Raw genomic sequence first — 22,325 nt, forward strand, 5'->3', positions numbered from 1 at the left:
GTTTGGAAAAGAACGTGGTTTTTGGGCCCTTGGCTACCAGCTATCTTCTTCTCGCCACCAGACACAGAGGTTGGAAATGCTAAGAAAAGGGCGGCCTCTCGGCCGCCCTTCGTGGATGCACGGGACAAGCCCGGCATGACAATCGTTGCAATGCTCTACGCCCTCACGAACACCCCGTCGTGCTGCCACAGGTATCGCACTTCATACACGTCCCATTCCGCACCAGCGTGAAGTTGCCGCACTCGCCGCACATTTCGCCTTCGTAGCCTTTTGCTTTCGCTTCCGCGCGGCGCTCGGCCTTGCTGGGGAGTGCGACTTGCGCGCTGCCGGACTTGCTCCACTGGAGGGCTTCGAGCTTCTCCGTGGGAGACAAATCGTGGCTGGCTTCCTGCTTCAGCGCGACCGCGCCTTCCAGGGCATCGCGGGCGGTGGCGCCGTGGGAGGCGAGCGAGGTGACCTTGCTGCCGCCGGCGGGCGCGCTGTCATTGCCGGATGCGACCGCGGCGGAGCCGCTGCGCATCACGAACAAATTGTCGGTGCGCGAGCGGGTGAGGCCGCGCGAGACCAGCCTGGTCGCCTGGTGGTTCGCCTCCTCCGGCTCCTTGCCTTCCTCGACGCCCTTGCCCAGCGCGTCGAAGTTCGACTCGGTCGGATCGACATGGGCGAGGTCGAAGCGCGACATGTAGCTTACCGCCAGCTCGCGGAAGACGTAGTCGAGGATCGAGGTCGCGTACTTGATGCTGTCGTTGCCCTGCACGGGGCCCGCGGGCTCGAAGCGGGTGAAGGTGAAGGCGTCGACATATTCTTCGAGCGGCACGCCGTATTGCAGGCCCAGCGACACCGCGATGGCGAAGTTGTTGATGAAGGAGCGCAAGGCCGCGCCTTCCTTGTGCATGTCGATGAAGATCTCGCCGATCCGGCCGTCGTCATATTCGCCGGTACGGAGATAGACCTTGTGGCCGCCGACGACCGCCTTCTGGGTGTAGCCCTTGCGGCGATCCGGCATCTTCTCGCGCTCGCGCATCACGATGATGCGCTCGACCAGCTTCTCGACGATCTTTTCCGAGACCTGGGCGGTCCGCGCCGCCATCGGCTTGTCGTAGAGATTCTCGACCGCATCGTCCTCGTCCTCATCGTCGCTGATGAGCTGGGAGTTGAGCGGCTGGGAGAGCTTCGAGCCGTCGCGATAGAGCGCGTTGGCCTTCAGCGCCAGCTTCCACGACAGCATGTAGGCGGACTTGCAATCCTCCACCGTGGCGTCGTTCGGCATGTTGATGGTCTTGGAGATCGCACCCGAGATGAAGGGCTGCGCCGCGGCCATCATGCGGATGTGGCTCTCGACCGAGAGATAGCGCTTGCCGACCTTGCCGCAGGGATTGGCGCAGTCGAACACCGCGTAATGCTCAGCCTTGAGGTGCGGAGCACCTTCCACCGTCATCGCGCCGCAGATGTGGACGTTGGCCGCCTCGATCTCGCGCTTGGTGAAGCCAACGGCCTGGAGCAGGTCGAAGCCGGGTGCTGCGATTGCCTCGGCACCGATGCCGAGCTGGTCGCGGATGAAGTCTTCGCCAAAGGTCCACTTGTTGAAGGCGAACTTGATGTCAAAGGCGGTCGGCAGGGCCTTTTCGACCTTGGCGATCGCCTCATCCGTAAAACCCTTGGACTTCAGCGTCGAGACGTTGATGCCCGGCGCGTTGGAGAGCGAGCCGTGGCCGACGGCGTAGGCCTCGATCTCGGCGATATCAGCTTCGCGATAGCCGAGCGTGCGCAGCGCCGCGGGAACCGCGCGGTTGATGATCTTGAAGTAGCCGCCGCCGGCGAGCTTCTTGAACTTGACCAGCGCGAAGTCGGGCTCGATGCCGGTGGTGTCGCAATCCATGACCAGGCCGATCGTGCCGGTCGGCGCGACCACCGTGGTCTGGGCGTTGCGATAGCCGTGCTTCTCGCCGAGTTCGAGCGCCCCATCCCAGGCCGCTTGCGCATGCGTGACGAGGTCGGCCTGCGGGCAGGAGACCAGGTCCATCGGCACCGGGTTGACGCTGAGCGCCTCGTAGCCGGAGGTCTCGCCATGCGCGGCGCGGCGGTGGTTGCGGATCACGCGCAGCATGTGCGCGGCGTTCTTCTTGTAGCCGGGGAAGGTGCCGAGCTCGGCCGCCATTTCCGCAGAAGTCTTGTAGGTGATGCCGGTCATCACGGCGGTCAGCGCGCCGCAGAGCGCGCGGCCTTCCTTGCTGTCATAGGAGAGACCCATGGTCATCAGCAGGCCGCCGATATTGGCGAAGCCGAGACCGAGCGTGCGGAACTCATAGGAGAGCTCGGCGATCGCCTTCGACGGGAACTGCGCCATCATCACGGAGATTTCGAGCACGACGGTCCAGAGCCGGCAGAGGTGCTCGTAGCCCTCGACGTCGAACCGCTTCGTGGTGGCGTCGTAGAACGTCAGCAGGTTGGCGGACGCCAGGTTGCACGCGGTGTCGTCCAGGAACATGTATTCCGAGCACGGATTGGAGGCGCGGATGTCGCCGGACGCCTTGCAGGTGTGCCAGTCGTTCATGGTGGTGTTGAAGTGCAGGCCCGGGTCGGCCGACGCCCAGGCGGCGTAGCCGATCTTTTCCCAGAGATCGCGCGCCTTCAGGGTCTTGGTCACCTTCTTGGTGGTGCGGCCGATGAGATTCCAGTCGCCGTCGGTTTCGACCGCGCGCAGGAAATCGTCCTTGAGCGAGACCGAATTGTTGGAGTTCTGGCCGGACACCGTGAGATAGGCTTCCGAATCCCAGTCGGTGTCGTAGACGTCGAACTGGATGTCCTTGTAGCCCTGCTTGGCGAACTGGATGACGCGCTTGATGTAATTGTCAGGCACGAGCGAGCGGCGCGCGAGCTTGATCTCGCGGCGCAGGGCAGGGTTCTTCTCGGGGTCGAAGCAATCGTCGCCCGAACCTTCGCAGTTCACGCAGGCCTTGAGCACCAGCTTGAGGTGCTTCTGGTTGATCTTGGATCCCGTGACGAGAGCTGCGACCTTCTGCTCCTCCTTCACCTTCCAGTCGATATAGGTCTCGATGTCGGGATGGTCGGCATCGACCACGACCATCTTGGCCGCGCGGCGCGTGGTGCCGCCCGACTTGATCGCGCCCGCCGCGCGGTCGCCGATCTTGAGGAAGCTCATCAAGCCGGACGAGCGGCCGCCGCCGGAGAGGCGTTCGCCTTCGCCGCGCAGGCGCGAGAAGTTGGAGCCGGTGCCGGAGCCGTACTTGAACAGGCGCGCCTCGCGGACCCAGAGGTCCATGATGCCGCCCTCGTTGACGAGGTCGTCACCGACGCCCTGGATGAAGCAGGCGTGCGGCTGCGGATGCTCGTAGGAGGATTTCGACCGGGTCAGCTTGCCGGTGAAGGGGTCGACGTAATAATGGCCCTGGCCGGGGCCGTCGATGCCATAGGCCCAATGAAGCCCGGTGTTGAACCATTGCGGCGAGTTCGGCGCGACCATCTGCATGGTCAGCATGTAGCGGAGCTCGTCGTAGAAGGTCTGGGCGTCTGCGTCGGAGGAGAAGTAGTTGCCCTTCCAGCCCCAATAGGTCCAGCAGCCGGCGAGACGGTCGAACACCTGCTTGGCCGAGAGCTCGCTGACGAAGCGCTCTTTCTCGGGCAGGAGGGCGAGCGCCTCGGTGTCGGGCACGGAGCGCCACAGGAACGAGGGGACGGACTCTTCCTCGACCTTCTTCAGGCGCGCGGCAACGCCGGCCTTGCGAAAGTACTTCTGGGCGAGGACGTCGGAGGCGACCTGCGACCACTCGGTCGGGACCTCGACGCCGTCCAATTTAAACACGACCGAGCCGTCGGGATTCCTGATCTCCGACGTGGTCTGCCGGAATTCGATTCCCGCGTAGGGTGACTGTCCTACCGTGGTGTGGCGCCGCTCAATCCGCATGGTCTTGCCCCGTCCTATTTTTAGCCGGACCGCCTCCGCAAGGCGACCGGATCGATATTTCATTTCGCGAATCCCCGAAGGCGTTTCCGCCCCAAGGCTTCGCAGTTCAGCCGGTGGACCCGGCCCTTTTTCTCCCGGCGATGGTGAGGTGCGTGCACCTCTCACCGGCCGGCATGTCCGGATCCATCCGCCCCCAAGGGGATGAGCCTGACATGCGTTCAACGCCCCACAACGCCACTTCAACCAATTGCCATGCGAGCCTGTTGCCGGCCCGTTCTGGCGCCCTGGGAGACCGCTATCGCGGGCAGACAAGCCCTCATCCCGCTGCCTTTGGCTGGCTTGGCGGAGTGCTGTTTTGCAGACCCTTCGGGGAGTGCCGGCGGGACGCAAACACACTCGCGCCGAACGGATCGAAAACTAAGACTCTCCATTGCGCCCGTCAAGAACTAGTGCGAGTTCCTGAATCAAATACTAAATATGGTGGATTGTCGGGGATAACAGGGGGCAAGCCCGCACCTGTTCTTGAGCCAAGTATCGGTGAGTCCTCAGGGATTCCCAACCGAAAAAATTTGCATCCGGTGGTGCTGCGGAGGCTTCACCCCGCTGTTCACAGGGCAGGTATATTTTTGAGGACCGGGCTTGCCTCAACGGGACTCACGTGGGGTTACGGACGGTGAGGGCAGGCATGCCCGCCGGGGTGGTGGTGGAGCGCGCGAATCCGCGCCAAGCTGACCTCGATTTTGCCGGACACCCACATGCTTGATTCGACGCGACCGGGCTTGCGACCACGCATCGCCCCGGCCGGCCTGATGTTCCTCGCCATCACCTCGGTGGGCTGGGGCTTCAACTGGCCGGTGACGAAATTCCTGCTTTCCGAGCTGCCGCCGCTGACGCTGCGCGGGGTGACGGGGGTGCTGGGCGCAGTGCTGCTCGCAGCCCTCGCGCTGATCCGCCGGCAGAGTCTGAGGGTCGAGCCTGCGATCTGGCCGCGCCTGGTGACCGCCGCAATCCTCAACGTCACCGGCTGGATGGTGCTGATGGGCCTGGCGCTGCTCTGGCTGCCGGCCAGCGAGGCGGCGCTGATCGCCTACACCATGCCGGTCTGGGCCTCGCTGATCGCCTGGCCGGTGCTGGGCGAGCGGCCGACCTTGTTGCGCACCATCGGCCTGGTGATGGCCTTTGCCGGGCTTGCCTCGATCATGGGCGGCAACGGCGTTGCCGCCAGCGCGGAAAAGCTGCCGGGCATCATCATGGCGCTGTGCGGCGCGATCGGCTTCGCTGTCGGCACGGTGTTTTCCAAAAGGTACCCCATCCATCTGCCGCCGATCACGGCCGCGGCCTGGCAGATCGGGATCGGCTGCCTGCCGATCTCGATCATCGGCCTCGTCATCGAGACGACGCATCTGGAGCAGGTGACGCCGGTCGGCTGGTGGCTGCTGGTCTATTCGACCGTGGTGCAGTTCTGCATCGCCTATGTCAGCTGGTTCGCAGCCCTCGCGCGCCTGCCGGCCTCGGTCGCCGCGATCGGGACGATGGCGGTGCCGGTGATCGGCGTGGTGGCGTCGGCGCTGGCGCTGGGGGAGCCGATGGGAGCGGGGCAGATCGCCGCGCTGATCTTCACGCTGGCAGCCGTGGTGCTGGCGACGCGCTAGTTTAGCTTGCAGTCATCCCGCTGCCGTTCAGCGCTTTCCTGATCATCTCGGCGAGCTGGTTGCGGCGGTAGGGTTTTGTCAGCAGTATCACGCCGTCGTCGAGCTTGCCGTGGTGGACGATGGCGTTGTCGGTATAGCCGGAGGTGTAGAGCACCTTCAGGCCGGGGCGCCGTTTTGCCACTTCCTCGGCGAGCACGCGCCCGCTCATGCCGCCGGGGATGACGACGTCGGTGAACAAGAGATCGAACGGCTGGCCGGTCTCGATCAGCTCCAGCGCTGTCTTGCTGTCGGACGCCGCCACCGTCTTGTAGCCGAGGCTCTGAAGCTGCGCGGTGACGAAGTTGCGCACCAGCGGATCGTCCTCGACCACGAAAATGGTCTCGGCGCCGCCTTCGGCTTGCGGCGTCGCGGCGGCGACCACATCCGTCATGCCTTCGCCCGGCGGCAGATAGAGCTTGATCGTGGTGCCGTGGCCTTCCTCGCTGTAGATCTTGATGTGGCCGCCGGATTGCTTGACGAAGCCGTAGACCATGGAGAGGCCGAGGCCGCTTCCCTTGCCGACCTCCTTGGTGGTGAAGAACGGCTCGAACGCCTGCTGCTGGACCTCGGCCGGCATGCCGGTGCCGGTGTCGCTGACGGCGAGCATCACGTAAGGGCCGGGGCGCACATCCGGATTGTTCTGGGCATAGGCCTCGTCGAGCACGACCCGATGGGCCTCGAACAGCAGCTTGCCCCCGTTCGGCATGGCATCGCGGGCGTTGATCGCCATGTTGAGCACGGCATTGGTGAGCCGGGACGGATCGATGTGCGATGTCATCGGCCCCTTTTCCAGCACGGTCTCGATCTGGATCTGCTCGCCGAGGGTGGGGCGCAGGAGTTTTGCGATATCCGCGACCGCAGCGTTGATCTCGACGTTGCGCGGCTGGAGCGGCTGCCTGCGCGCAAAGGCAAGCAGATGCTGGATCAACTCGGCGCAGCGCTCGGCGGCCTCGTCGATCAGCCGCGCCGTGCGCTGGAGCTCGGGCTGGGCCTTCAGGCTCGCCACCAGCGTCTCGGTGTTGCCGGAGATGACGGTCAGCATGTTGTTGAAGTCGTGCGCGACGCCGCCGGTCAGCTTGCCGATGGCATCCAGCTTCTGCGACTGATACAGCTGCCGCTCGGTCTCGCGCGACATGGTCGCGTCGTGATACACCAGCACCGCGCCGGAAATCCTGCCTTGACCGTCCAGCATCGGCCGGCCGCTGATCATGAGATGGCGGGGTGAATTGCTGCTGTGCGGGCGGACGATCATCTCCATGTCTTCGAACTGCTCGCCGCGCAGCACGCGCGCCGACGGCAGCTCGTCGGGCTTGAGCGGGGTGACGCCGTCGCCCTGAAATACGTCGGACAGCGTGCGCAGATTGCGCAGGTTCATGCCGGTCCGGTGCAGCAATATGCGCTCCGCGGCCGGATTGGACAGAAGGACATTGCCCTCGGCATCGATGACCAGCACCGCCTCCGCCATGCTGCGGAAGGTGCTCTGAAGCACGTTGACCGACAGGCGCAGCTCGTCATGCGCGGTGACCAGATGCTCGGTGCGCTCGGCCACCGCGGCCTCGAGTTGCTGATTGGCGGCCGTGGTCTCCAATAGCGTGCTCTTGAGCGCGCCCTGGGTGCGCTGGCTCTCGCGCATCACCATCACGACCAGCAGCATGATCACGAGCGCGCCGGCGATATCGATGCCGAGCAGCACGATGCCGGTGCGGCGCGAATCCTGCGAGCGCGCGGCGAGCAATTGCTCTTCGCCCGCGCTCAGACGATCGAGGTTGCCCATCACCGTGTCCATCAGGCCGCGGCCCTCGCCCTTGCCCTGGAGCGTGGCAATGCCGGATTGGTCGTTGCCGGCGCGCAGGCGCATGGCCTCGGCGGCGATCTCCATCCGGCGCAGCGCCAGCGGCTCGGTGCCCTCCAGCAGCATGACCTGATCGGGATTGTCGCGCACGCCGCGCTTGAGATCGGCAAGTGCCGGCGCGATCTGGGCGTGTGCCGCCTGGAACTCCTCGCTGAAGCTCGGGCTGCCGTAGATTTCGTAGCCGCGTGCGGCACTCTCGGCGCGGCGCATCAGCAGGCGCAGATCGGAGATCTTCTTCAGCACCTCGATGGTGTGATTGACCCAGGCCGCATCGGACCGTGACTTGACGTCGAGGCCGATCGAGGCTGCGGTGATGATCAGGAGGATGGCAAGTCCAGTACCGAGAATGATGCGCTGCGTTGGGATCAAGGGGCTTCTTTCTTGTCCTTCGGCTGTGCACTTTCGCCCCCGAGGCATTCCCGGATGGTGGTCAGCAGCGCGTCCGGCGTGAACGGCTTGCGCAGGCAGCGTGTTGCGCCGAGCTCCAGCGCCATGCGGAGGAAATCAGGAGAGGGCGACGCGGATGACGCGAAGGCGTAGCCGGACATCGCGATCAGCGGTACCGCCGGCGCGCGCTCGTGAAAGATGCGGACGGACTCGAAGCCGCGCATGTGCGGCATGAAGATGTCAACCAGCATCACGTCGAAATTCTGTGTTTCGAGCGCAGCCAAACCCGTCTCTCCGCCGTCGGTCAACGTGACGTCGAAGCCCTGACGTTGGAGGAGGACCTCGATGGTCGCGCCGACCATCGGATCGTCATCGACCACGAGAATACGCGGCATGACATTTTCCAGTAATCGAAATCCCCATAGCCAAATTGATACAGGTGAATCGCGCGTCGGGTCAATTTTGGATTGGGTCAGGGTAGGTATGCACGGTGCGGTGATTAAAGGTCCGCGCGCCTCATCGTGGCGGACAGCGACCACGATGCGCTCGAAACAGTTGAGGTGCTCGACATGCGCGAAAAAGGCGCCGCATCGCTGCGGCGCCTCTCTTCAAGCGTTGTCGGTGTGCTTACGGGCAGGGATGACGCTGGCCGTCATAGCCGAGATAGGTGCCGGACGCCGGATCGTAGGATTTGTAGCGCTGTGCGCAATAGGCTGCGGAGTCGCCGCCGCTGTCGGGGACCACCGCCACTGACGGCTCATCATAATAGCTGTCGTCGCCATAGTAGTAGGGATCGTTGTAATAGCCGCCGCCGTAATAGGCGTACGAGCCAAGGCCGCCGATCGCAGCACCCGCCGCGACACCGGGCCAGAAGCCGCCGCCGCGATGGCGCCAGCCGCCGCCATGCCAACGGCCGCCGCCGCCATTCCAGTTGTGGCCCCCGGCTGCTGCGAAGCCGCGGCCGCCGCCGGTGAAAGCAGCGCCGCCACCCGGACGCACAGTTGTACCCGCCGCGAAGTTACCGCCGCCGCCGCCGATCCGCGCGCCGCCAAAGCTGCCGCCGCCCATTCGCGCGCCGCCGCCGCCGCCGCCAAAGTGTGCGCCACCACCGCCGCCACCAAAGTGTGCGCCACCACCGCCGCCACCAAAGTGTGCGCCGCCGCCGCCGCCACCAAAGTGTGCGCCGCCACCGCCGCCACCGATGTGTGCGCCGCCTCCGACCACCGCAGCCCGACTTTGTGCAAAGCTCGGCGTCGCCAACGGGATAACCAATGCCACTGCCGCAGCGGCGCTCAAGACTTTCAGACTTTTCATGATCAAAACTCCTTTTCCCGGAAGCAAACCCAATGAAGGGGCTGTAGTTCCTGGGATCACGGCGGTTTGCGTGCGCGGCAAGGGTCTCATGGGAACGCTGTATCCGGCATGAACGGATCGCGTCCGATTTGCGGCAGCGTCCGTGCCCGGAGCCGCATCCCGCAGCGGGGGGCGCCGCCGCACCCGCCGAACTGGACATTTCGCCGTCCGGATGGCATCAGGACCCGACGAAGCAGGGCCCTTGCCGTATGAAACAATTCTTCCTCAAGTTCTTCACCTGGTGGAATGGCCAGACTTTTGGCACCCAACTCTGGACCAGGCGGTACGGGGAGCTGGTCGGCCAGGACGAGCAGGGCAACCTCTATTATCGCACCCGCGGCGGGGTGATCGACCCGACGCTCGGCTTCGAGCGGCGCTGGGTGATCTACAACGGTTATGCCGAAGCAAGCCGGATCCCGCCGTCCTGGCACGGCTGGATGCATCATACCGTCGACGTGCCGCCGACGCAGGAGAACTATCAGCCGCGCGAGTGGGAAAAGCCGCACCAGCCGAATCTCACCGGCACGGCCAACGCCTACCGCCCCTCGGGTTCGACGCTCGCCAGCGGCAAGCGGCCGAAGGCGACCGGCGACTATCAGCCCTGGACGCCTGGCTAGGCTTCCGATTCCCGTCCGATTCCTTCGTGGGAGTGGATGCACCCGCATCCGCCTCACCCTGCTGTGGACAACGCGAACAGCGGGGATGATTCCTGCGCGCTCGTTGCAGCCATGCGAGCGACGCGGCTCAATGGCGCATCTTACGGAGATGGGAGACCATCGCGTTCGGTTCGGGCAACAGTTCGCGACTGTCCCGAGATGCAGCGGCCGCCGACCAGGACTCGATCGGGAGATAGGCCCCCGGTCTGGAAGCTCCGAAATCGCCCGATGAAATGTGCAGCCGCCGTAAGGCAGGAAAGGCCGCTTGGGAAACCGAGCGGCCTTTTTCTGGTGTGACGAGTTGCGTGTCCCGGACGCGCTGCAGCGTGTAACGCTGCAGCGCTGAGCCTGGACCCATGTAGCAGCGACACGTGTGGTTTCCTGGGGCCCGGCTCTGCGGAGCGTCACTGCATGCCGCACCGCGTCCGGGACACGAGAGGGGCTACATCACCCGTTCGGCGGCGCGCTTCACCGCTTCCAGGCGGCGGGCCTGGTTTGGGGCGCCGCGCTCTTTCAGCAAGGCCAGCACTTCGGCGGGCGCGGTATCGGGCGAGCCTGCATTGAACGGCGGAGCGGGATTGTATTCGAGCTGAAGCTGGATCGCTTCCGCCGTGGTGCGATCGACCAGGATCGACACCAGGGTCAGCGCGAAATCGATTCCCGCGGTGACGCCGCCGCCGGTGATGCGGTTGCGGTCGATGCAGACGCGCGTCTTGGTCGGCGTTGCGCCGAACTGGCCTAGCATCTCCATCGCGCTCCAATGGGTGGCGGCGCGGTAGCCCTTCAAGAGGCCGGCAGCGCCCAGCGCCAGAGATCCCGTGCAGACCGAGGTGACGTATTTGGCGCCTTCGGCCTGCCGGCGCAGGAAATCCAGCACCTCCTCGTCATTGAGCAGATCGTTGGTGCCGCCGCCGCCGGGCACGCAGATCACGTCGAGCTGCGGGCAATCGGCGAAAGTCGTGGTTGGCGTCAGCGTCAGCACGGAATCGCTCGGCACCGGCTCGATCCGCTTCCAGATCAAATGCAGTTTTACGCCTGGGACCGACGAGAACACCTGCAAGGGGCCGGTGAAGTCGAGCTGAGTGACGCGCGGGAACACCAGAAGTCCGATCTGGAGCGGTGTCGACATGAGAGCCTCCAACTATGTGCTTGACGTCGGCAAATTGGCATGATGCCGTCCTGTCCAAAATGGCATTTTTCCCTCACTTTCGGACATCACCGATGATCGGCATCCTGATCTTCCCGGATTTCCAGTTGCTCGATGCGGCCGGCCCGATCTCGGTGTTCGAGATCGCGGCACGTGCCACCGGCAAAGCACCCGCGATCCGGGTGCTCGCGTTGAACCCAGGGCCTGTGCGCAGCTCGTCCGGAGTTGAAATGATGGCGCGCGATTTCAAGTCGGCGAATGCGATCACGACCCTGGTCGTGGCGGGCGGCGCAGGCGTCACGGATGCGGCGCGGTGCGAGGTCACGCGCGGCTTCGTGCAGCGGCTGGCACGGCGCGGCGTGCGGGTCGCCAGCGTCTGCTCGGGCGCCTATGTGCTGGCCGAGGCGGGCCTGCTCGACGGCCGCCGCGCCACCACGCATTGGGGCCGCACGCGAGATTTCGTCGCGCGCTATCCCAAGGTGAAGTTCGAGCCGGACCAGATTTTCACCCGTGACGGCAATGTGTGGACGTCCGCCGGCATCACCGCAGGTATCGATCTCGCGCTCGCGATGGTGACCGAAGACCATGGCGAGGAGATCGCGCAGGCAACCGCGCGGCAGCTCGTGCTGTATCATCGCCGCAGCGGCGGCCAGTCGCAATTCTCCTCGCTGCTGGAGTTGAAGACGCCGAACGGCCGGTTCGGTGCATTGCTGTCCTGGGCGCGCGAGAACCTCGATGCGCGCTTGACGGTCGAAGATCTCGCCGACCGCGCCGGCATGAGCGCGCGGCATTTTGCCCGCGCCTTTGCCGCCGAGACCGGCACGACACCCTCCAAGGCCATCGAGCGCTTGCGGATCGAGGTGGCGCGCGAACGCGTGCAGTCCTCGCGCGAGGCGATCGAGCTCGTCGCAGAGGCGACCGGCTTCCGCGACCCCGAGCGCATGCGGCGCGCCTTCATCCGCGCCTTCGGCCAACCGCCGCAGGCGCTGCGGCGTGCGGCAAGGGCCAACTAGTTTCGCCGGAAGCTGGAGTTCGTGGCGGGCGGCTGCGCCCCATCCCGGCAGTACCTTGTGTGCATTTTTGCACAGATCAGGGAACCAAAGCTCCCGCTTCGGCTTGATGTGCGCCACCCGAAGTGGATGGAGGTAAGCGGTGAATACTGAGTTGCTCGTCATCATGGTTGTGGAAGACGATCCGCTTATCCAGACAATCGTAGAAGAGGCATTAGCCGAGGGTGGCTTCCACCCGGAGGTTGCTTCATCCGGGGAGGAAGCGCTCACACTTCTCCAAAACGAAGAAAGCAAATATCTGGCCCTGATCACCGACGTGAACCTCAGCGGTGCTCTCACCGGCTGGGACGTTGCCAGGCGCGCAAGAGAACTCAATCCCCACATTCCCGTGGTCTACATGACCGGTGCCGCCGCCGATGATTGGCCGTCCCTTGGCGTTCCTCACAGTATGCTCCTGCAAAAACCCTTCGCCCCGGCACAGGTCGTGACCGCGACCTCACAACTCCTCAACCAAGTTCCGCCAACACACGAGTAAGGTCGCAGTGACACGTCAGTAGCGCGCCGCGCTCGGCTTCACGGGCGCCGGCAGTTTCCATATTCTCTGGCAACGCCGTGCGGCCGTGCATCAGCTGATAATTTTCATCTCATCGCCAGGTCGTGGTCTCTTTTTTGCAGTTGCAGGAGTCGCCCGCGCTGTCAGCCGCCGCGCGATCGGCGTCAGCATGTATGGCGCCATGTGAATTGGAAACTGCGTCATCGCGAAATAGAGCCATGTGGTGGGCGGCAGCGCGCCGGCGGTCGCGGCCAGCATCAGGCCCAGATTGCGCTGTGACACCATCAGCCCGAGCGCCAGCGCGCGCTCATAGCCGATGCGGCGGAACAGCAGCGTGGTGATCGCGAGCAGCGTGAAATAGATCGTGAAGGACAGCAGCGCCAAGCCGATAGTGAACACCGGCTGGGCCACGAGGTCGCTCGCAACGTCGCCCATGATCGCGGCCGCGAAAATCAGCAGGATGACGATGTTGAAGCCGTCGATCGGCCGCCTGTGGCGCTGGATCGCGGCCGCGCCGAAGACCCAGCGGATCACGGTCGCTGCAAGCAGCGATGCCGCGAGGATGCCGATCAGTTTCAGGCCGAGCGTGGCCGGCGTGACGCTGAGCATGTCGCCGAGGAACAGGCTCGCGAACAGCGACGCGGTGAACGGCACCAGCGCGGTCGCGGTCACCAGCGTGACCAGAACGAGCGTGGCATCGAGGCCCATCAGTGCGGCCAGCGCCGGCGAGGCCATCATCGGCGAAGCCATGCTCTGGAGCATCAAGGCCAGCGCAAGGCCGGGCGAGCGCGCGGTGAGACCGGTGACATGGACGATCAGTCCGACGATCACAGGCACGCCGATCACGGTCCAGGCGGTCGCGGTCGCGACCAGCGCCGGCCGGCGCAAATGGCCGGAGAGCGCGGCGAGATCGACCCGCATGAAGGAGATGCAGAGCAGGACGAAAATCGCCTCGGTGACGTAAGGGCGCAGCAACGCCCCGAGCGGCGGCACCGCGAGCGCGATGAAGACGACGGCAGCCACAGCGCGGGTGCCCTGGCCGCCGAGCCATGTCAGCCCGCGCAGCGGGAAGGCGAAGAGGTTTTGAAAGACGAATGGCATGCGGGAGGCGGCGTCAGCCCAATCCCTTCAGCCACGCGCCGATCTCGCTCACGGCGACATTGGCCTCGCGCAGCAATTTGCCCATCGTGAAGAAGCCGTGGAATTGGCCGGGATAGTGCGTGGTGGCGACGGGCACGCCGGCTTGCCTGAGGCGCTCGGCATATTCGTCGCCTTCGTCGCGCAGCGGATCGGCGCCGGCGGTCAGCACATAGGTCGGCGGCAGGCCGCCAAGGTTTTGCGCGCGCGCCGGCGAGGCGCGCCAATCGTCGACGTCGGCGGCGCCATTGAGATAATGGTCGCGGAACCAGCGGATTACCGAATGCGTCAGCAGCACGCTGGTCTCGGGCTCGCTGTGCGAGCCGTGCGTCATGGCGAAATCGACGGCAGGGTAAATCAACACCTGGCCCGCGATCGCGGGGCCGTTGCCGTCTCGCGCAGCAAGCGCGACGACTGCGGCGAGATTGCCGCCGGCGCTGTCGCCGCCGATCGACAGGCGCGCGGCGTCGACGCCGAGCTCGCGGGCGTTGGCGGCGATCCATTTGGTCGCGGCGATCGCGTCATCGGCTGCGGCGGGAAATTTGTGTTCGGGCGCGAGGCGGTAGTCGACCGAAATCACGATCAGCGCCGCTTCGACCGCGAGCTGGCGGCAGACGACGTCGTGGGAGTCGAGATCGCCGATCACCCAGCCGCCGCCATGGAAGAACACCAGCGCCGGGGACAAGCCGTCATGCCGGCGCGGGTCTTTCGGAACGTAGATGCGGACCGGGATCGTTCCGTGCGGTGCCGGGATCGCCAGCGGCGTGACGCGCGCAAGTTCCGGTGGCTCGGGATTGGTCGCAAAGCGCGCCTGCGTGTAATAGGCGCGCGCTTCCGGAGCGGTCAGGGTCTCGTAGGCGGGGCGGCCCGCCTCCTGAAAGGCCGTGTAGACGGCGGCGGCGTCGGGATCGAGCACAACAGGCATGGGGAAGCGACCTTACGGGTTTCCAGCGATCGTTGGATGTCGTTTTCGGGGAGCGGTGCCGCCTCTTCGGGGACGCCGCCGGCAAGGGGCGTTCGGACTATCCCATCCGGGGGCCGATCTGGCCAGACCGGGCCGGGAAGGGCAGGGATGCCGCCCTTCCCCCGCCGTATTCGCCGTGTTAACCGGATGGCCTGCGAGCGGCGGTATCCCCTGTAGAATGTCCAGCAAGCCCGATTCGCTGTTGAAGCCGCGCGAGATGTTTCGAACCTTTACCCTGACAGGTCTTGCGGCGCTTCTGGCCGCCACCGCACTGACGGCTGCGACGCCGGCTCAGGCGCAAATCGGCACGATCTTTTCCGATCCGCCGCCGCTGCGACCGCCCGGCAACATTCCGCGTGGCCAGCCTCAGCCGCAGCAGCAGATCCCCGATGACGATGAAGAGGTGCCGGAGCTGCCGCCGCAGGGCCGTGTGCTGCCGTCCCGCCCGATGCCGCCGCCGGGCCGGCAGGGTAATGTGATGCCGGGGCCGGTCGAGACCCAACCCCTGGCGCCGCCCCCTGGCTCGGCCGCCGCTCCGCCAAACCAGCCGCCGTCCGTTGCGGTCGCTCCGCCCAATCCGCAAGGCGCCCTGCAGCCGGGCGCGCCCGGTCAGCGCCAGCCGCAGCAGAAGGGCGGACCGGGTGGTACTGTGCCGCAGACGCCGGCGACCCTGCAGCCGGGCGACGAGGTCGTCACCGAACCGCCGGCCCAGAAGATCGTGAACAAGAAAGCGACTTTCTCCGGCCTCGACAAAATCACCGGCCGCATCATCAATTTCGACGAGGATATCGGCGAGACCGTGCAGTTCGGCGCGCTGCGCGTCAAAACCGACGCCTGCTACACGCGGCCGGCGACGGAGGCCGCCAACACCGACGCCTTCGTCGAGGTCGACGAGATCACCTTGCAGGGCGAGGTGAAGCGCATCTTCTCGGGCTGGATGTACGCGGCAAGTCCGGGCCTGCACGGCGTCGAGCACCCGATCTACGACATCTGGCTCACCGACTGCAAAGAGCCGCAGCAGACCATCGCGACCGCGGCGCCGGATCCCGGCACCAAGCCGGCTGCGCCGCCGCCGCCCGCGCAGAAGAAGTCCGCGCCCAAGCAGGTGCAGCAGCGTCCGCCGCAGCCGTTGCCGCCGATTCAGCAGCAGCAACCGGCACCGCCGCCACCTCCGCCGCCCGAGCAGCGGCCGGGTCTGTTCGGTATCCCGGGGTTTGGCCGCTAGGCCAAATCCCCCGGATTCGGCCGGTGATATCCCTGATTATTGCCGTGAGGCGATGATCTCGAGCGCGCGTGCGCCCGGGATCGCTTCACCGGCGGAGAGCTTCAGGAAATCGCCAGGCTCGCCCGCGAGCGCCTTGTCGAGCAGCGCGGTGTAGCGCCGCCGCGAAATCTCGGCCGCACCAAAACTCTTCAAATGCTCGGTGACGTATTGGGTGTCGAGCAGTTCGAAGCCGCCATGGATCAGCCGCGCGACCAGATGCACCAGCGCGACCTTCGAGGCATCGCGCGCGCTGTGGAACATGCTCTCGCCGAAAAAGGCCCGCCCCAGGCTGACGCCGTAAAGCCCGCCGACGAGGTCCTCGCCCTGCCAGGCCTCGACGCTGTGGCAATGGCCAAGCTCGTACAGGCCGCCATAGAGGTCGCGGATGCGCTTGTTGATCCAGGTGTCCTCGCGCCCGGCCTGCGGCGCGGCGCAGCCCGCGATCGTGGCCTTGAACGCAGTGTTGACGGTCACGCGGAACGAATCCGAACGCACGGTGCGCGCGAGCCGCGAGGCCACGCGAAATCCCTCGAGCGGGATGACGCCGCGCAACTCCGGCTCGACCCAGAACAGGGTCGGATCGTCGGCGCTTTCGGCCATCGGAAAGATGCCGCAGGCATAGGCGCGCAGCAGTACGGCTGGCGTGATTTCAGACGGGGCAGAGTCGCGCGAAGTCATGGCTCGCGACAATAGCAGGATCGCAATGCGGTTGCGATGGGCGGTGCGGGTCAGCTCGCTGCGGCAGTATTGGGCTTGACGGGGCCCGCGGGCACACGGCGGAACCTCAACATGATGCGGGTTCCGGAATGGGTGGGGTCGCTCTCGACCGAAGCGTCGAGCTTGGTGGCCATGGCTGCGACGATGCGCTGGCCCATGCCGGTGGAGCGCGGATCGGCCTTGACGTTGTCGCCGACGCCGTCATCCCTGATCGCCAGCAGCAGATCGTCGCCCTGCGAGGTCAGCTCGACATGGATCGGGCCGGCGCCGTCAGGATAGGCGTATTTCACCGCGTTCATCACCAGCTCGTTGACGATGATGCCGACGGCGACCGCACGGTCCGGATCGATCTCGACCGGTTCGGCCTTCAGCGTCAGGCGCGACATCCGGTCGCCTTCGGCCGAGCGGCGGAGATCCTCGAGCAGCGAGTCCAGATACTGGTTCAGCACCACGCTCTTCAGGTCTTGCGAGGTGTAGAGGCGGCGGTGCACCTGCGCGACCGCGGCGACGCGGCCCATCGCATTGGTCAACGCCGCCTTGACCTCGTCCTGCGCGGCGGAGCTTGCCTGTAGATGCAGCAGCGAGGCGATGATCTGGAGCGAGTTGCCGACGCGGTGGTTGACCTCGCGCAGCAGCAGTTCGCGTTCGGCGGCCAGCGCTGCGTAGCGGTCGCGCGAGGCATGGATCTCGGCTTCGGCCTCCTCGCGCGCCTTCTGCAATTCGGCCTGGCGCAGCGCGCCCTCGGCCGCGACGTGAAGCAGGGGGATGAAGTCGCCCTTGACGTCCTTGACGAGATAATCGGCCGCGCCCGCCTTCAGCGCCGTCACCGCGATGCTGGAATCCTGCGAGGCCGTGACGAACACCACGGGGGGTGCGCCGGGGATCGCCATGATCTGCTCCAGCGTCTCCAGCCCGTCGAGGCCGGGCATGTACTGGTCGAGCGCGACGACGTCGATGCCGCCGGTCGTCCCCGCGCGGCGGATGAGCTCGAGGCCTTCCTCACCGCTTGCGGCATGAAGGACCTTGTAGCCGCGCCGTGTCAGGCCGCGATCGACCAGGCGCGCCAGCGCGCCGTCGTCGTCGATGTAGAGCAGTGTTGGCGTGCGCTGGTTCATGAGGCGGCGGACGGGACCTGGATGACCGAGAAGAACAAGCCGAGCTGCCGGATGGCATTGGCGAAATTCTCGTAGTTCACGGGCTTGGTGATGTAAACGTTGCAGCCGAGCTCGTAGCAGCGCTTGATTTCCTGGGAATCGTCGGTGGTGGTCAGCACCACCACGGGCGAGGCCTTCAGATATTTGTTCTCCTTGATCTGCTTCAGGATGTCGATCCCGGTCATGTCGGGGAGGTTGAGATCGAGCAAGATCAGGAGTGCATTGCCCTTCTGCACGAGCCCGCTGCCGTCGGCCCCGAACAGGTGCTTCACCGCGTCCGTACCGTTGGCGAAGGAGATGATCTCGTTGTTGACGCCGGAGCGGCGGATGTTCCGCTCGATCAGTCGCGCATGTCCCTCGTCGTCCTCGATCATGATGATGCTGACGGGTTGAGTCATTGATCCGCGTTCCGGTTGCTGGCGTTCCAGGAGATGGGCAGCGTGATGGTGAAGCTACTGCCCGTATTCAGTTCCGATGATACCGACATGGTGCCGCCAAGGCGACGCACAAGTGCACGCACATGCGCGAGACCGATGCCCTGACCGGGCTTGTCCTGGGTTCCCGCGCGGCGAAACAGGTCGAATATCCGCTGGTGATCCTTCGGATCAATCCCGCGGCCGTTATCGCTGATCTCGAAGATAGCGTAGCCGAGCTTGGTACGCCCGCGGATTCTGATCTCGCCGGGGACGCCGGGCTTGAGATATTTGATGGCGTTGTCGATCAGATTGGAGAAGATCTGCTCCAGCGCGAGGCGGTCGCTGACCAGATCCGGCAGGGACGCGATGTGGATCTCGGCCTGCGCTTCGGCGGCCTGATGCGCCAGCGTCGACACGATCGCTTCGATCAGCCTGCGCGTGTCGATCTTTTCCGGCTGGAACTCACGCCGGCCCTCGCGGGTGAGATTGAGGATCGCCGAGATCAGGCGGTCCATCTTGGCGATCGACGACTTAATGAAGCTCAGCGCTTCGGAGAAATCCGCTGAAAGCTGCGTGTCGGGGCCTTCGAGCGCGATCTCGCCACCAGTCAGCGGCGGCCCGTTGGCCGGAACATGGGTGAGGCCGCCGATACGGCGGAAAATGTCGCCGCCGAGCTCTTCGAGTTCGCTGGTGAAGCCCATGATGTTGACGAGTGGCGAGCGCAGATCGTGGCTGACGATATAGGCAAAGCGCTGGATCTCGTCGTTGGCTTCGCGCAGATCGGCCGTGCGTTCGTCGACGATGGTCTCCAGATTGACATTGGCATCGCGCAGGCGCGCCTCGGCGTCGTCACGGGCGCGGGCCGAGCGTCGCACCAGCCAGATCGAGATCAGGGCCAGCAGCACGACGAGGCCGGAGCCAATGCCGGTCATCGACGCGGCGAGGGACTGGCTGCGGTCCGAGTTGACCGTTCGGAGCCGGAACAGCCGTTCTTCTTCCAAAATCATTCCCGACGCGACTTCGGCGATCGCGGCCGTGGCGTCGGTGGAGGCGAGCTTGCGGACCAGCGCTGCGGCCTTCTCGGGCTCATTCTGGCGGACGAAATCCATCTCCTCCACGAACTGGCCGAGCCGGGTCTCGATCGCCGCGCTCAGCCTCTCGATGCTTTCGCGTTGCGCCGGATTGTCGCCCGTCAGGCGCGTGAGCTTGTCGAGAGCCGGGATGATTGCTGCCACGGCCTTGTCATGGTCGGCCTGGAAATCCGCCGCTTGCGTCAGAAGGTATCCGCGGGCTGCGCTCTCGGCACGCCGGATTTCCAGCAGAAGCGTGTTGATCTGGTTCTCCGCCTCGATGGTGTGAACCACCCATTTGCTGTCGTCTCTCGCCTTGTTGACGAGGTAGACCGAGCCGGCGCTGATCACGGTCAGCACCACAAGGCCCGCCGAGAACAGCAGGATCTGCCAAAATGCGCGCCGTCGCTGCGCTTCAGCGATCACGACGGTCTCGCCTGATCAGGTTTAGCGGAATTCAAAACGCCCCCTCGGAACTGTCCCCGCCGACCAGAACGCGATTGGGGGGAAAGGGTTCCGTGGGAGGCGGATTATTGCCGGCCGGGTTCCGTCTTGCCGGCGAGGTACTGTTCCAGCCAATGGATGTGGTAGTCGCCGTTGATGATGTCGTCTTCGCGGACCAGCGCGCGGAATAGCGGCAGGGTGGTCTCGATGCCCTCGACCACCATCTCGTCCAGCGCCCGGCGCAGTCGCATCAGGCACTCGCCGCGGGTCTTGCCGTGCACGATCAGCTTGCCGACGAGCGAGTCGTAATAAGGCGGGATCGTGTAGCCCTGATAGACCGCGGAATCGATGCGCACACCGAGCCCCCCGGGTGGGTGATATTGCGTGATGCGGCCCGGCGAAGGGCGGAAGGTCTCCGGATTCTCGGCGTTGATGCGGCACTCGATCGCGTGGCCGATGACCTGAACCTCTTCCTGCCTCGCCGGCAGGTCGCCGCCGGCGGCGATGCGGATCTGCTCGAGCACGAGGTCGATGTCGGTGATGCTCTCGGTGACGGGATGCTCGACCTGGATGCGAGTGTTCATCTCGATGAAGTAGAACTCGCCGTCCTCGAACAGGAATTCGATGGTGCCGACGCCGAGATATTTCATCTCGCGCATCGCCTTGGCGCAGGTCTCGCCGATCTTGGCGCGCGCTGCCGCGGCCAGCACGGGCGAGGGGCCTTCCTCCCAGACCTTCTGGTGGCGCCGCTGCAGCGAGCAGTCGCGTTCGCCGAGATGGATCGCACCGCCGCGGCCGTCGCCGAGGATCTGGATTTCGATGTGGCGCGGCTTCTGGAGATATTTTTCGAGGTAGACGGAGGCATCGCCAAAGGCGGATTTGGCCTCGTTGGCGGCCGTCGACAGCGCCATCTGAAGGTCGCCCTCGCTCTGCGCCACCTTCATGCCGCGGCCGCCGCCGCCGGCTGCGGCCTTCACGAGCACCGGGAAGCCGATCTTCCTGGCGATTGCCATCGCGTCGTCGTTGGGGCCGACACCTCCGTCGGAACCGGGCACCACGGGAATGCCGAGCTTCCTGGCAGTCCTCTTGGCTTCGATCTTGTCGCCCATCAGGCGGATGTGCTCGGCCTTCGGGCCGATGAAATGCAGATTATGCTCGGAGAGGATCTCCGCGAAGCGCGCGTTCTCCGAGAGGAAACCGTAGCCGGGATGCACGGCATCGGCGCCGGTGATCTCGCAGGCCGCGAGCAGCGCGGGCACGTTGAGGTAGCTGTCCTTGGACGCCGGTGGCCCGATGCACACGCTCTCGTCCGACAGGCGCACATGCATGGCATCGGCATCGGCGGTGGAGTGCACGGCGACGGTCGCGATCCCGAGCTCCTTGCAGGCGCGCAGGATGCGAAGGGCGATCTCGCCGCGATTGGCTATGAGGATCTTGTCGAACATGGTGTCCTTAAGGGACTGGCGCGCGGGAAGCGGCGAGGGCTTTGTTGGCCTCGACCGTCACTCAATGATGACGAGCGGCTCGCCGTACTCGACCGGCTGGCCGTCTTCGATCACGATCTGCGTCACCGTGCCGGCGCGCGGCGAGGGGATCTGGTTCATGGTCTTCATGGCTTCGATGATCAGCAGCGTCTGGCCGACCGCGACCTTGCTGCCGACCTCGATGAACGGCTTGGCGCCGGGCTCCGGCGCCCAATAGGCGGTGCCGACCATCGGCGAGGTCACGGCGCCGGGATGCTTCGACAGGTCGGCAGCGGCTGGCGCGGTGACAGCTGCGGCCGCCTGGAGGGCGGCGGGGGCGGCTGCCATCTGCATCGGCATGGTCGCAGCGACGCTGACGTTGCGGGCGACGCGCAGGCGCAGGCCGGAACGCTCGATCTCGATCTCGGTGAGGCTGGTCTCATCGAGCAGCAAAGCGAGCTCGCGGACGAGGGCGGAATCCTCGCTGGAAAACTTTGCGGCTGCTTTGTCGTCTGGCTGGCGCGCCATGTTGTTTGATCCGAATGTTCTGTGTGAAGAGGGAGCGTCAGGCTTTGGGCGTGATGCCGAGCTTCGCGGCAAGGCCCTGGATGGCGAGGCGGTAGCCCTCGATGCCGAAACCGCAGAGCGAGGCGAAGGCCGCGCGCGCGGTGTAGGAGTGGTGACGGAAGCTCTCGCGGGCGTGGATGTTGGTCACGTGCACTTCGACCGTCGGGATCTGCACCGCGAGCAGCGCGTCGTGCAGCGCGATCGAGGTGTGTGAATAGCCGCCGGCATTGATGATGATGCCCTTCATCTTGCGCCCATGCGCCTCGTGGATGAAGTCGATCAGCTCACCTTCGCGGTTGGACTGCCGGCAGTCGGCCTTGAGGCCGAACGTCGCCGCCGTCTCCCGGCACAGCGCCTCGACGTCGGCCAGCGTCGCATGGCCGTACTTCTCGGGCTCCCGCGTCCCCAACATGTTGAGGTTCGGCCCGTTCAGAACAAGGATCGTGTCGGTTGCTGGTTCGGCCATTCCAATCCCGCAAGAGGTGCTTCGGCGTGGCGGGGGTTATAGGTAACAAAGCGCGTGAGGGGAAGCCTTGAAGGACCTCCCAGGGGGCT

Annotated in this window: 19 protein-coding genes; 5 read left to right on the plus strand and 14 right to left on the minus strand. The window is 65.4% G+C overall.

Annotated features, from left to right (window positions below; translation table 11 throughout):
* Positions 1-163 precede the first annotated feature (163 nt).
* On the minus strand, positions 164-3,925 hold the full coding sequence (locus IVB27_RS00515; protein ID WP_247440630.1) for a vitamin B12-dependent ribonucleotide reductase: 3,762 nt from the start codon (positions 3,923-3,925) through the stop codon (positions 164-166).
* A gap of 755 nt (positions 3,926-4,680) precedes the next feature.
* On the opposite strand from IVB27_RS00515, the gene IVB27_RS00520 reads away from it, so the two are divergent.
* Complete coding sequence (locus tag IVB27_RS00520) at positions 4,681-5,577, plus strand: DMT family transporter (protein WP_247440541.1); 897 nt, start codon at positions 4,681-4,683, stop codon at positions 5,575-5,577.
* A 1-nt stretch (position 5,578) separates the two neighbouring features.
* On the opposite strand, the gene IVB27_RS00525 is transcribed toward IVB27_RS00520, so the two are convergent.
* The 3 genes from IVB27_RS00525 to IVB27_RS00535 form a co-directional block, all read right to left on the minus strand.
* The gene (locus tag IVB27_RS00525) at positions 5,579-7,837 is read right to left on the minus strand and encodes a CHASE3 domain-containing protein (RefSeq protein WP_247440542.1); all 2,259 of its coding nucleotides are present in this window, start codon (positions 7,835-7,837) and stop codon (positions 5,579-5,581) included.
* Positions 7,834-8,250: a response regulator gene (locus tag IVB27_RS00530; RefSeq protein ID WP_247440632.1), complete on the minus strand. Its 417-nt coding sequence runs from the start codon at positions 8,248-8,250 to the stop codon at positions 7,834-7,836. Before IVB27_RS00530 ends, IVB27_RS00525 begins: the two co-directional genes overlap by 4 nt.
* 232 nt (positions 8,251-8,482) lie before the next feature.
* Entirely contained in the window at positions 8,483-9,169 is a 687-nt protein-coding gene (locus IVB27_RS00535; protein ID WP_247440544.1) for a BA14K family protein, read from the minus strand.
* Between the two features lie 248 nt (positions 9,170-9,417).
* On the opposite strand from IVB27_RS00535, the gene IVB27_RS00540 reads away from it, so the two are divergent.
* Positions 9,418-9,825 carry an NADH:ubiquinone oxidoreductase subunit NDUFA12 gene (locus IVB27_RS00540; RefSeq protein WP_247440546.1) on the plus strand — a complete coding sequence of 136 codons (408 nt, stop codon included), beginning with the start codon at positions 9,418-9,420 and terminating at the stop codon, positions 9,823-9,825.
* A gap of 481 nt (positions 9,826-10,306) precedes the next feature.
* Here the strand turns inward: IVB27_RS00540 and IVB27_RS00545 are convergent, their stop codons facing one another.
* On the minus strand, positions 10,307-10,993 hold the full coding sequence (locus IVB27_RS00545) for a DJ-1/PfpI family protein (RefSeq protein WP_247440547.1): 687 nt from the start codon (positions 10,991-10,993) through the stop codon (positions 10,307-10,309).
* A gap of 92 nt (positions 10,994-11,085) precedes the next feature.
* Here IVB27_RS00545 and IVB27_RS00550 point away from each other — a divergent pair, with 92 nt between their 5' ends.
* Entirely contained in the window at positions 11,086-12,024 is a 939-nt protein-coding gene (locus tag IVB27_RS00550; protein ID WP_247440549.1) for a GlxA family transcriptional regulator, read from the plus strand.
* Positions 12,025-12,163: 139 nt separating this feature from the next.
* Positions 12,164-12,556 (plus strand): response regulator, encoded by a 393-nt coding sequence (locus tag IVB27_RS00555; protein WP_345946794.1) that lies wholly within the window; start codon positions 12,164-12,166, stop codon positions 12,554-12,556.
* 90 nt (positions 12,557-12,646) lie between these two features.
* Here IVB27_RS00555 and IVB27_RS00560 read toward each other — a convergent pair whose 3' ends face one another.
* Positions 12,647-13,675: a bile acid:sodium symporter family protein gene (locus IVB27_RS00560; protein ID WP_247440551.1), complete on the minus strand. Its 1,029-nt coding sequence runs from the start codon at positions 13,673-13,675 to the stop codon at positions 12,647-12,649.
* Positions 13,676-13,688: 13 nt separating this feature from the next.
* On the minus strand, positions 13,689-14,636 hold the full coding sequence (lipP1, locus tag IVB27_RS00565; RefSeq protein WP_247440554.1) for a LipP1 family hormone-sensitive lipase: 948 nt from the start codon (positions 14,634-14,636) through the stop codon (positions 13,689-13,691).
* Positions 14,637-14,853: 217 nt separating this feature from the next.
* On the opposite strand from lipP1, the gene IVB27_RS00570 reads away from it, so the two are divergent.
* The gene (locus IVB27_RS00570; protein WP_247347204.1) at positions 14,854-15,900 is read left to right on the plus strand and encodes a DUF2155 domain-containing protein; all 1,047 of its coding nucleotides are present in this window, start codon (positions 14,854-14,856) and stop codon (positions 15,898-15,900) included.
* A 36-nt stretch (positions 15,901-15,936) separates the two neighbouring features.
* On the opposite strand, the gene aat is transcribed toward IVB27_RS00570, so the two are convergent.
* From aat to aroQ, 7 genes are all read right to left on the minus strand, one after another.
* Positions 15,937-16,617 carry a leucyl/phenylalanyl-tRNA--protein transferase gene (gene aat, locus IVB27_RS00575; RefSeq protein WP_247347203.1) on the minus strand — a complete coding sequence of 227 codons (681 nt, stop codon included), beginning with the start codon at positions 16,615-16,617 and terminating at the stop codon, positions 15,937-15,939.
* A gap of 50 nt (positions 16,618-16,667) precedes the next feature.
* Positions 16,668-17,771, minus strand: coding sequence for a sensor histidine kinase (locus IVB27_RS00580; protein ID WP_247440556.1), 1,104 nt, complete (start codon positions 17,769-17,771; stop codon positions 16,668-16,670).
* Positions 17,768-18,208 carry a response regulator gene (locus IVB27_RS00585; protein WP_247347201.1) on the minus strand — a complete coding sequence of 147 codons (441 nt, stop codon included), beginning with the start codon at positions 18,206-18,208 and terminating at the stop codon, positions 17,768-17,770. The genes IVB27_RS00580 and IVB27_RS00585 overlap by 4 nt, the downstream gene beginning before the upstream one ends.
* Complete coding sequence (locus IVB27_RS00590) at positions 18,205-19,722, minus strand: sensor histidine kinase (protein ID WP_247440558.1); 1,518 nt, start codon at positions 19,720-19,722, stop codon at positions 18,205-18,207. The genes IVB27_RS00585 and IVB27_RS00590 overlap by 4 nt, the downstream gene beginning before the upstream one ends.
* Positions 19,723-19,826: 104 nt before the next feature.
* Positions 19,827-21,185, minus strand: coding sequence for an acetyl-CoA carboxylase biotin carboxylase subunit (accC, locus tag IVB27_RS00595; protein WP_247440560.1), 1,359 nt, complete (start codon positions 21,183-21,185; stop codon positions 19,827-19,829).
* A 57-nt stretch (positions 21,186-21,242) separates the two neighbouring features.
* Positions 21,243-21,731 carry an acetyl-CoA carboxylase biotin carboxyl carrier protein gene (gene accB / locus IVB27_RS00600; protein WP_247347195.1) on the minus strand — a complete coding sequence of 163 codons (489 nt, stop codon included), beginning with the start codon at positions 21,729-21,731 and terminating at the stop codon, positions 21,243-21,245.
* A 37-nt stretch (positions 21,732-21,768) separates the two neighbouring features.
* The gene (gene aroQ / locus IVB27_RS00605) at positions 21,769-22,236 is read right to left on the minus strand and encodes a type II 3-dehydroquinate dehydratase (RefSeq protein ID WP_247347194.1); all 468 of its coding nucleotides are present in this window, start codon (positions 22,234-22,236) and stop codon (positions 21,769-21,771) included.
* Positions 22,237-22,325 lie beyond the last annotated feature (89 nt).

The sequence above is a fragment of the Bradyrhizobium sp. 197 genome (genome assembly GCF_023073375.1).
In the GTDB taxonomy this organism is placed as follows: Bacteria; Pseudomonadota; Alphaproteobacteria; order Rhizobiales; family Xanthobacteraceae; genus Bradyrhizobium.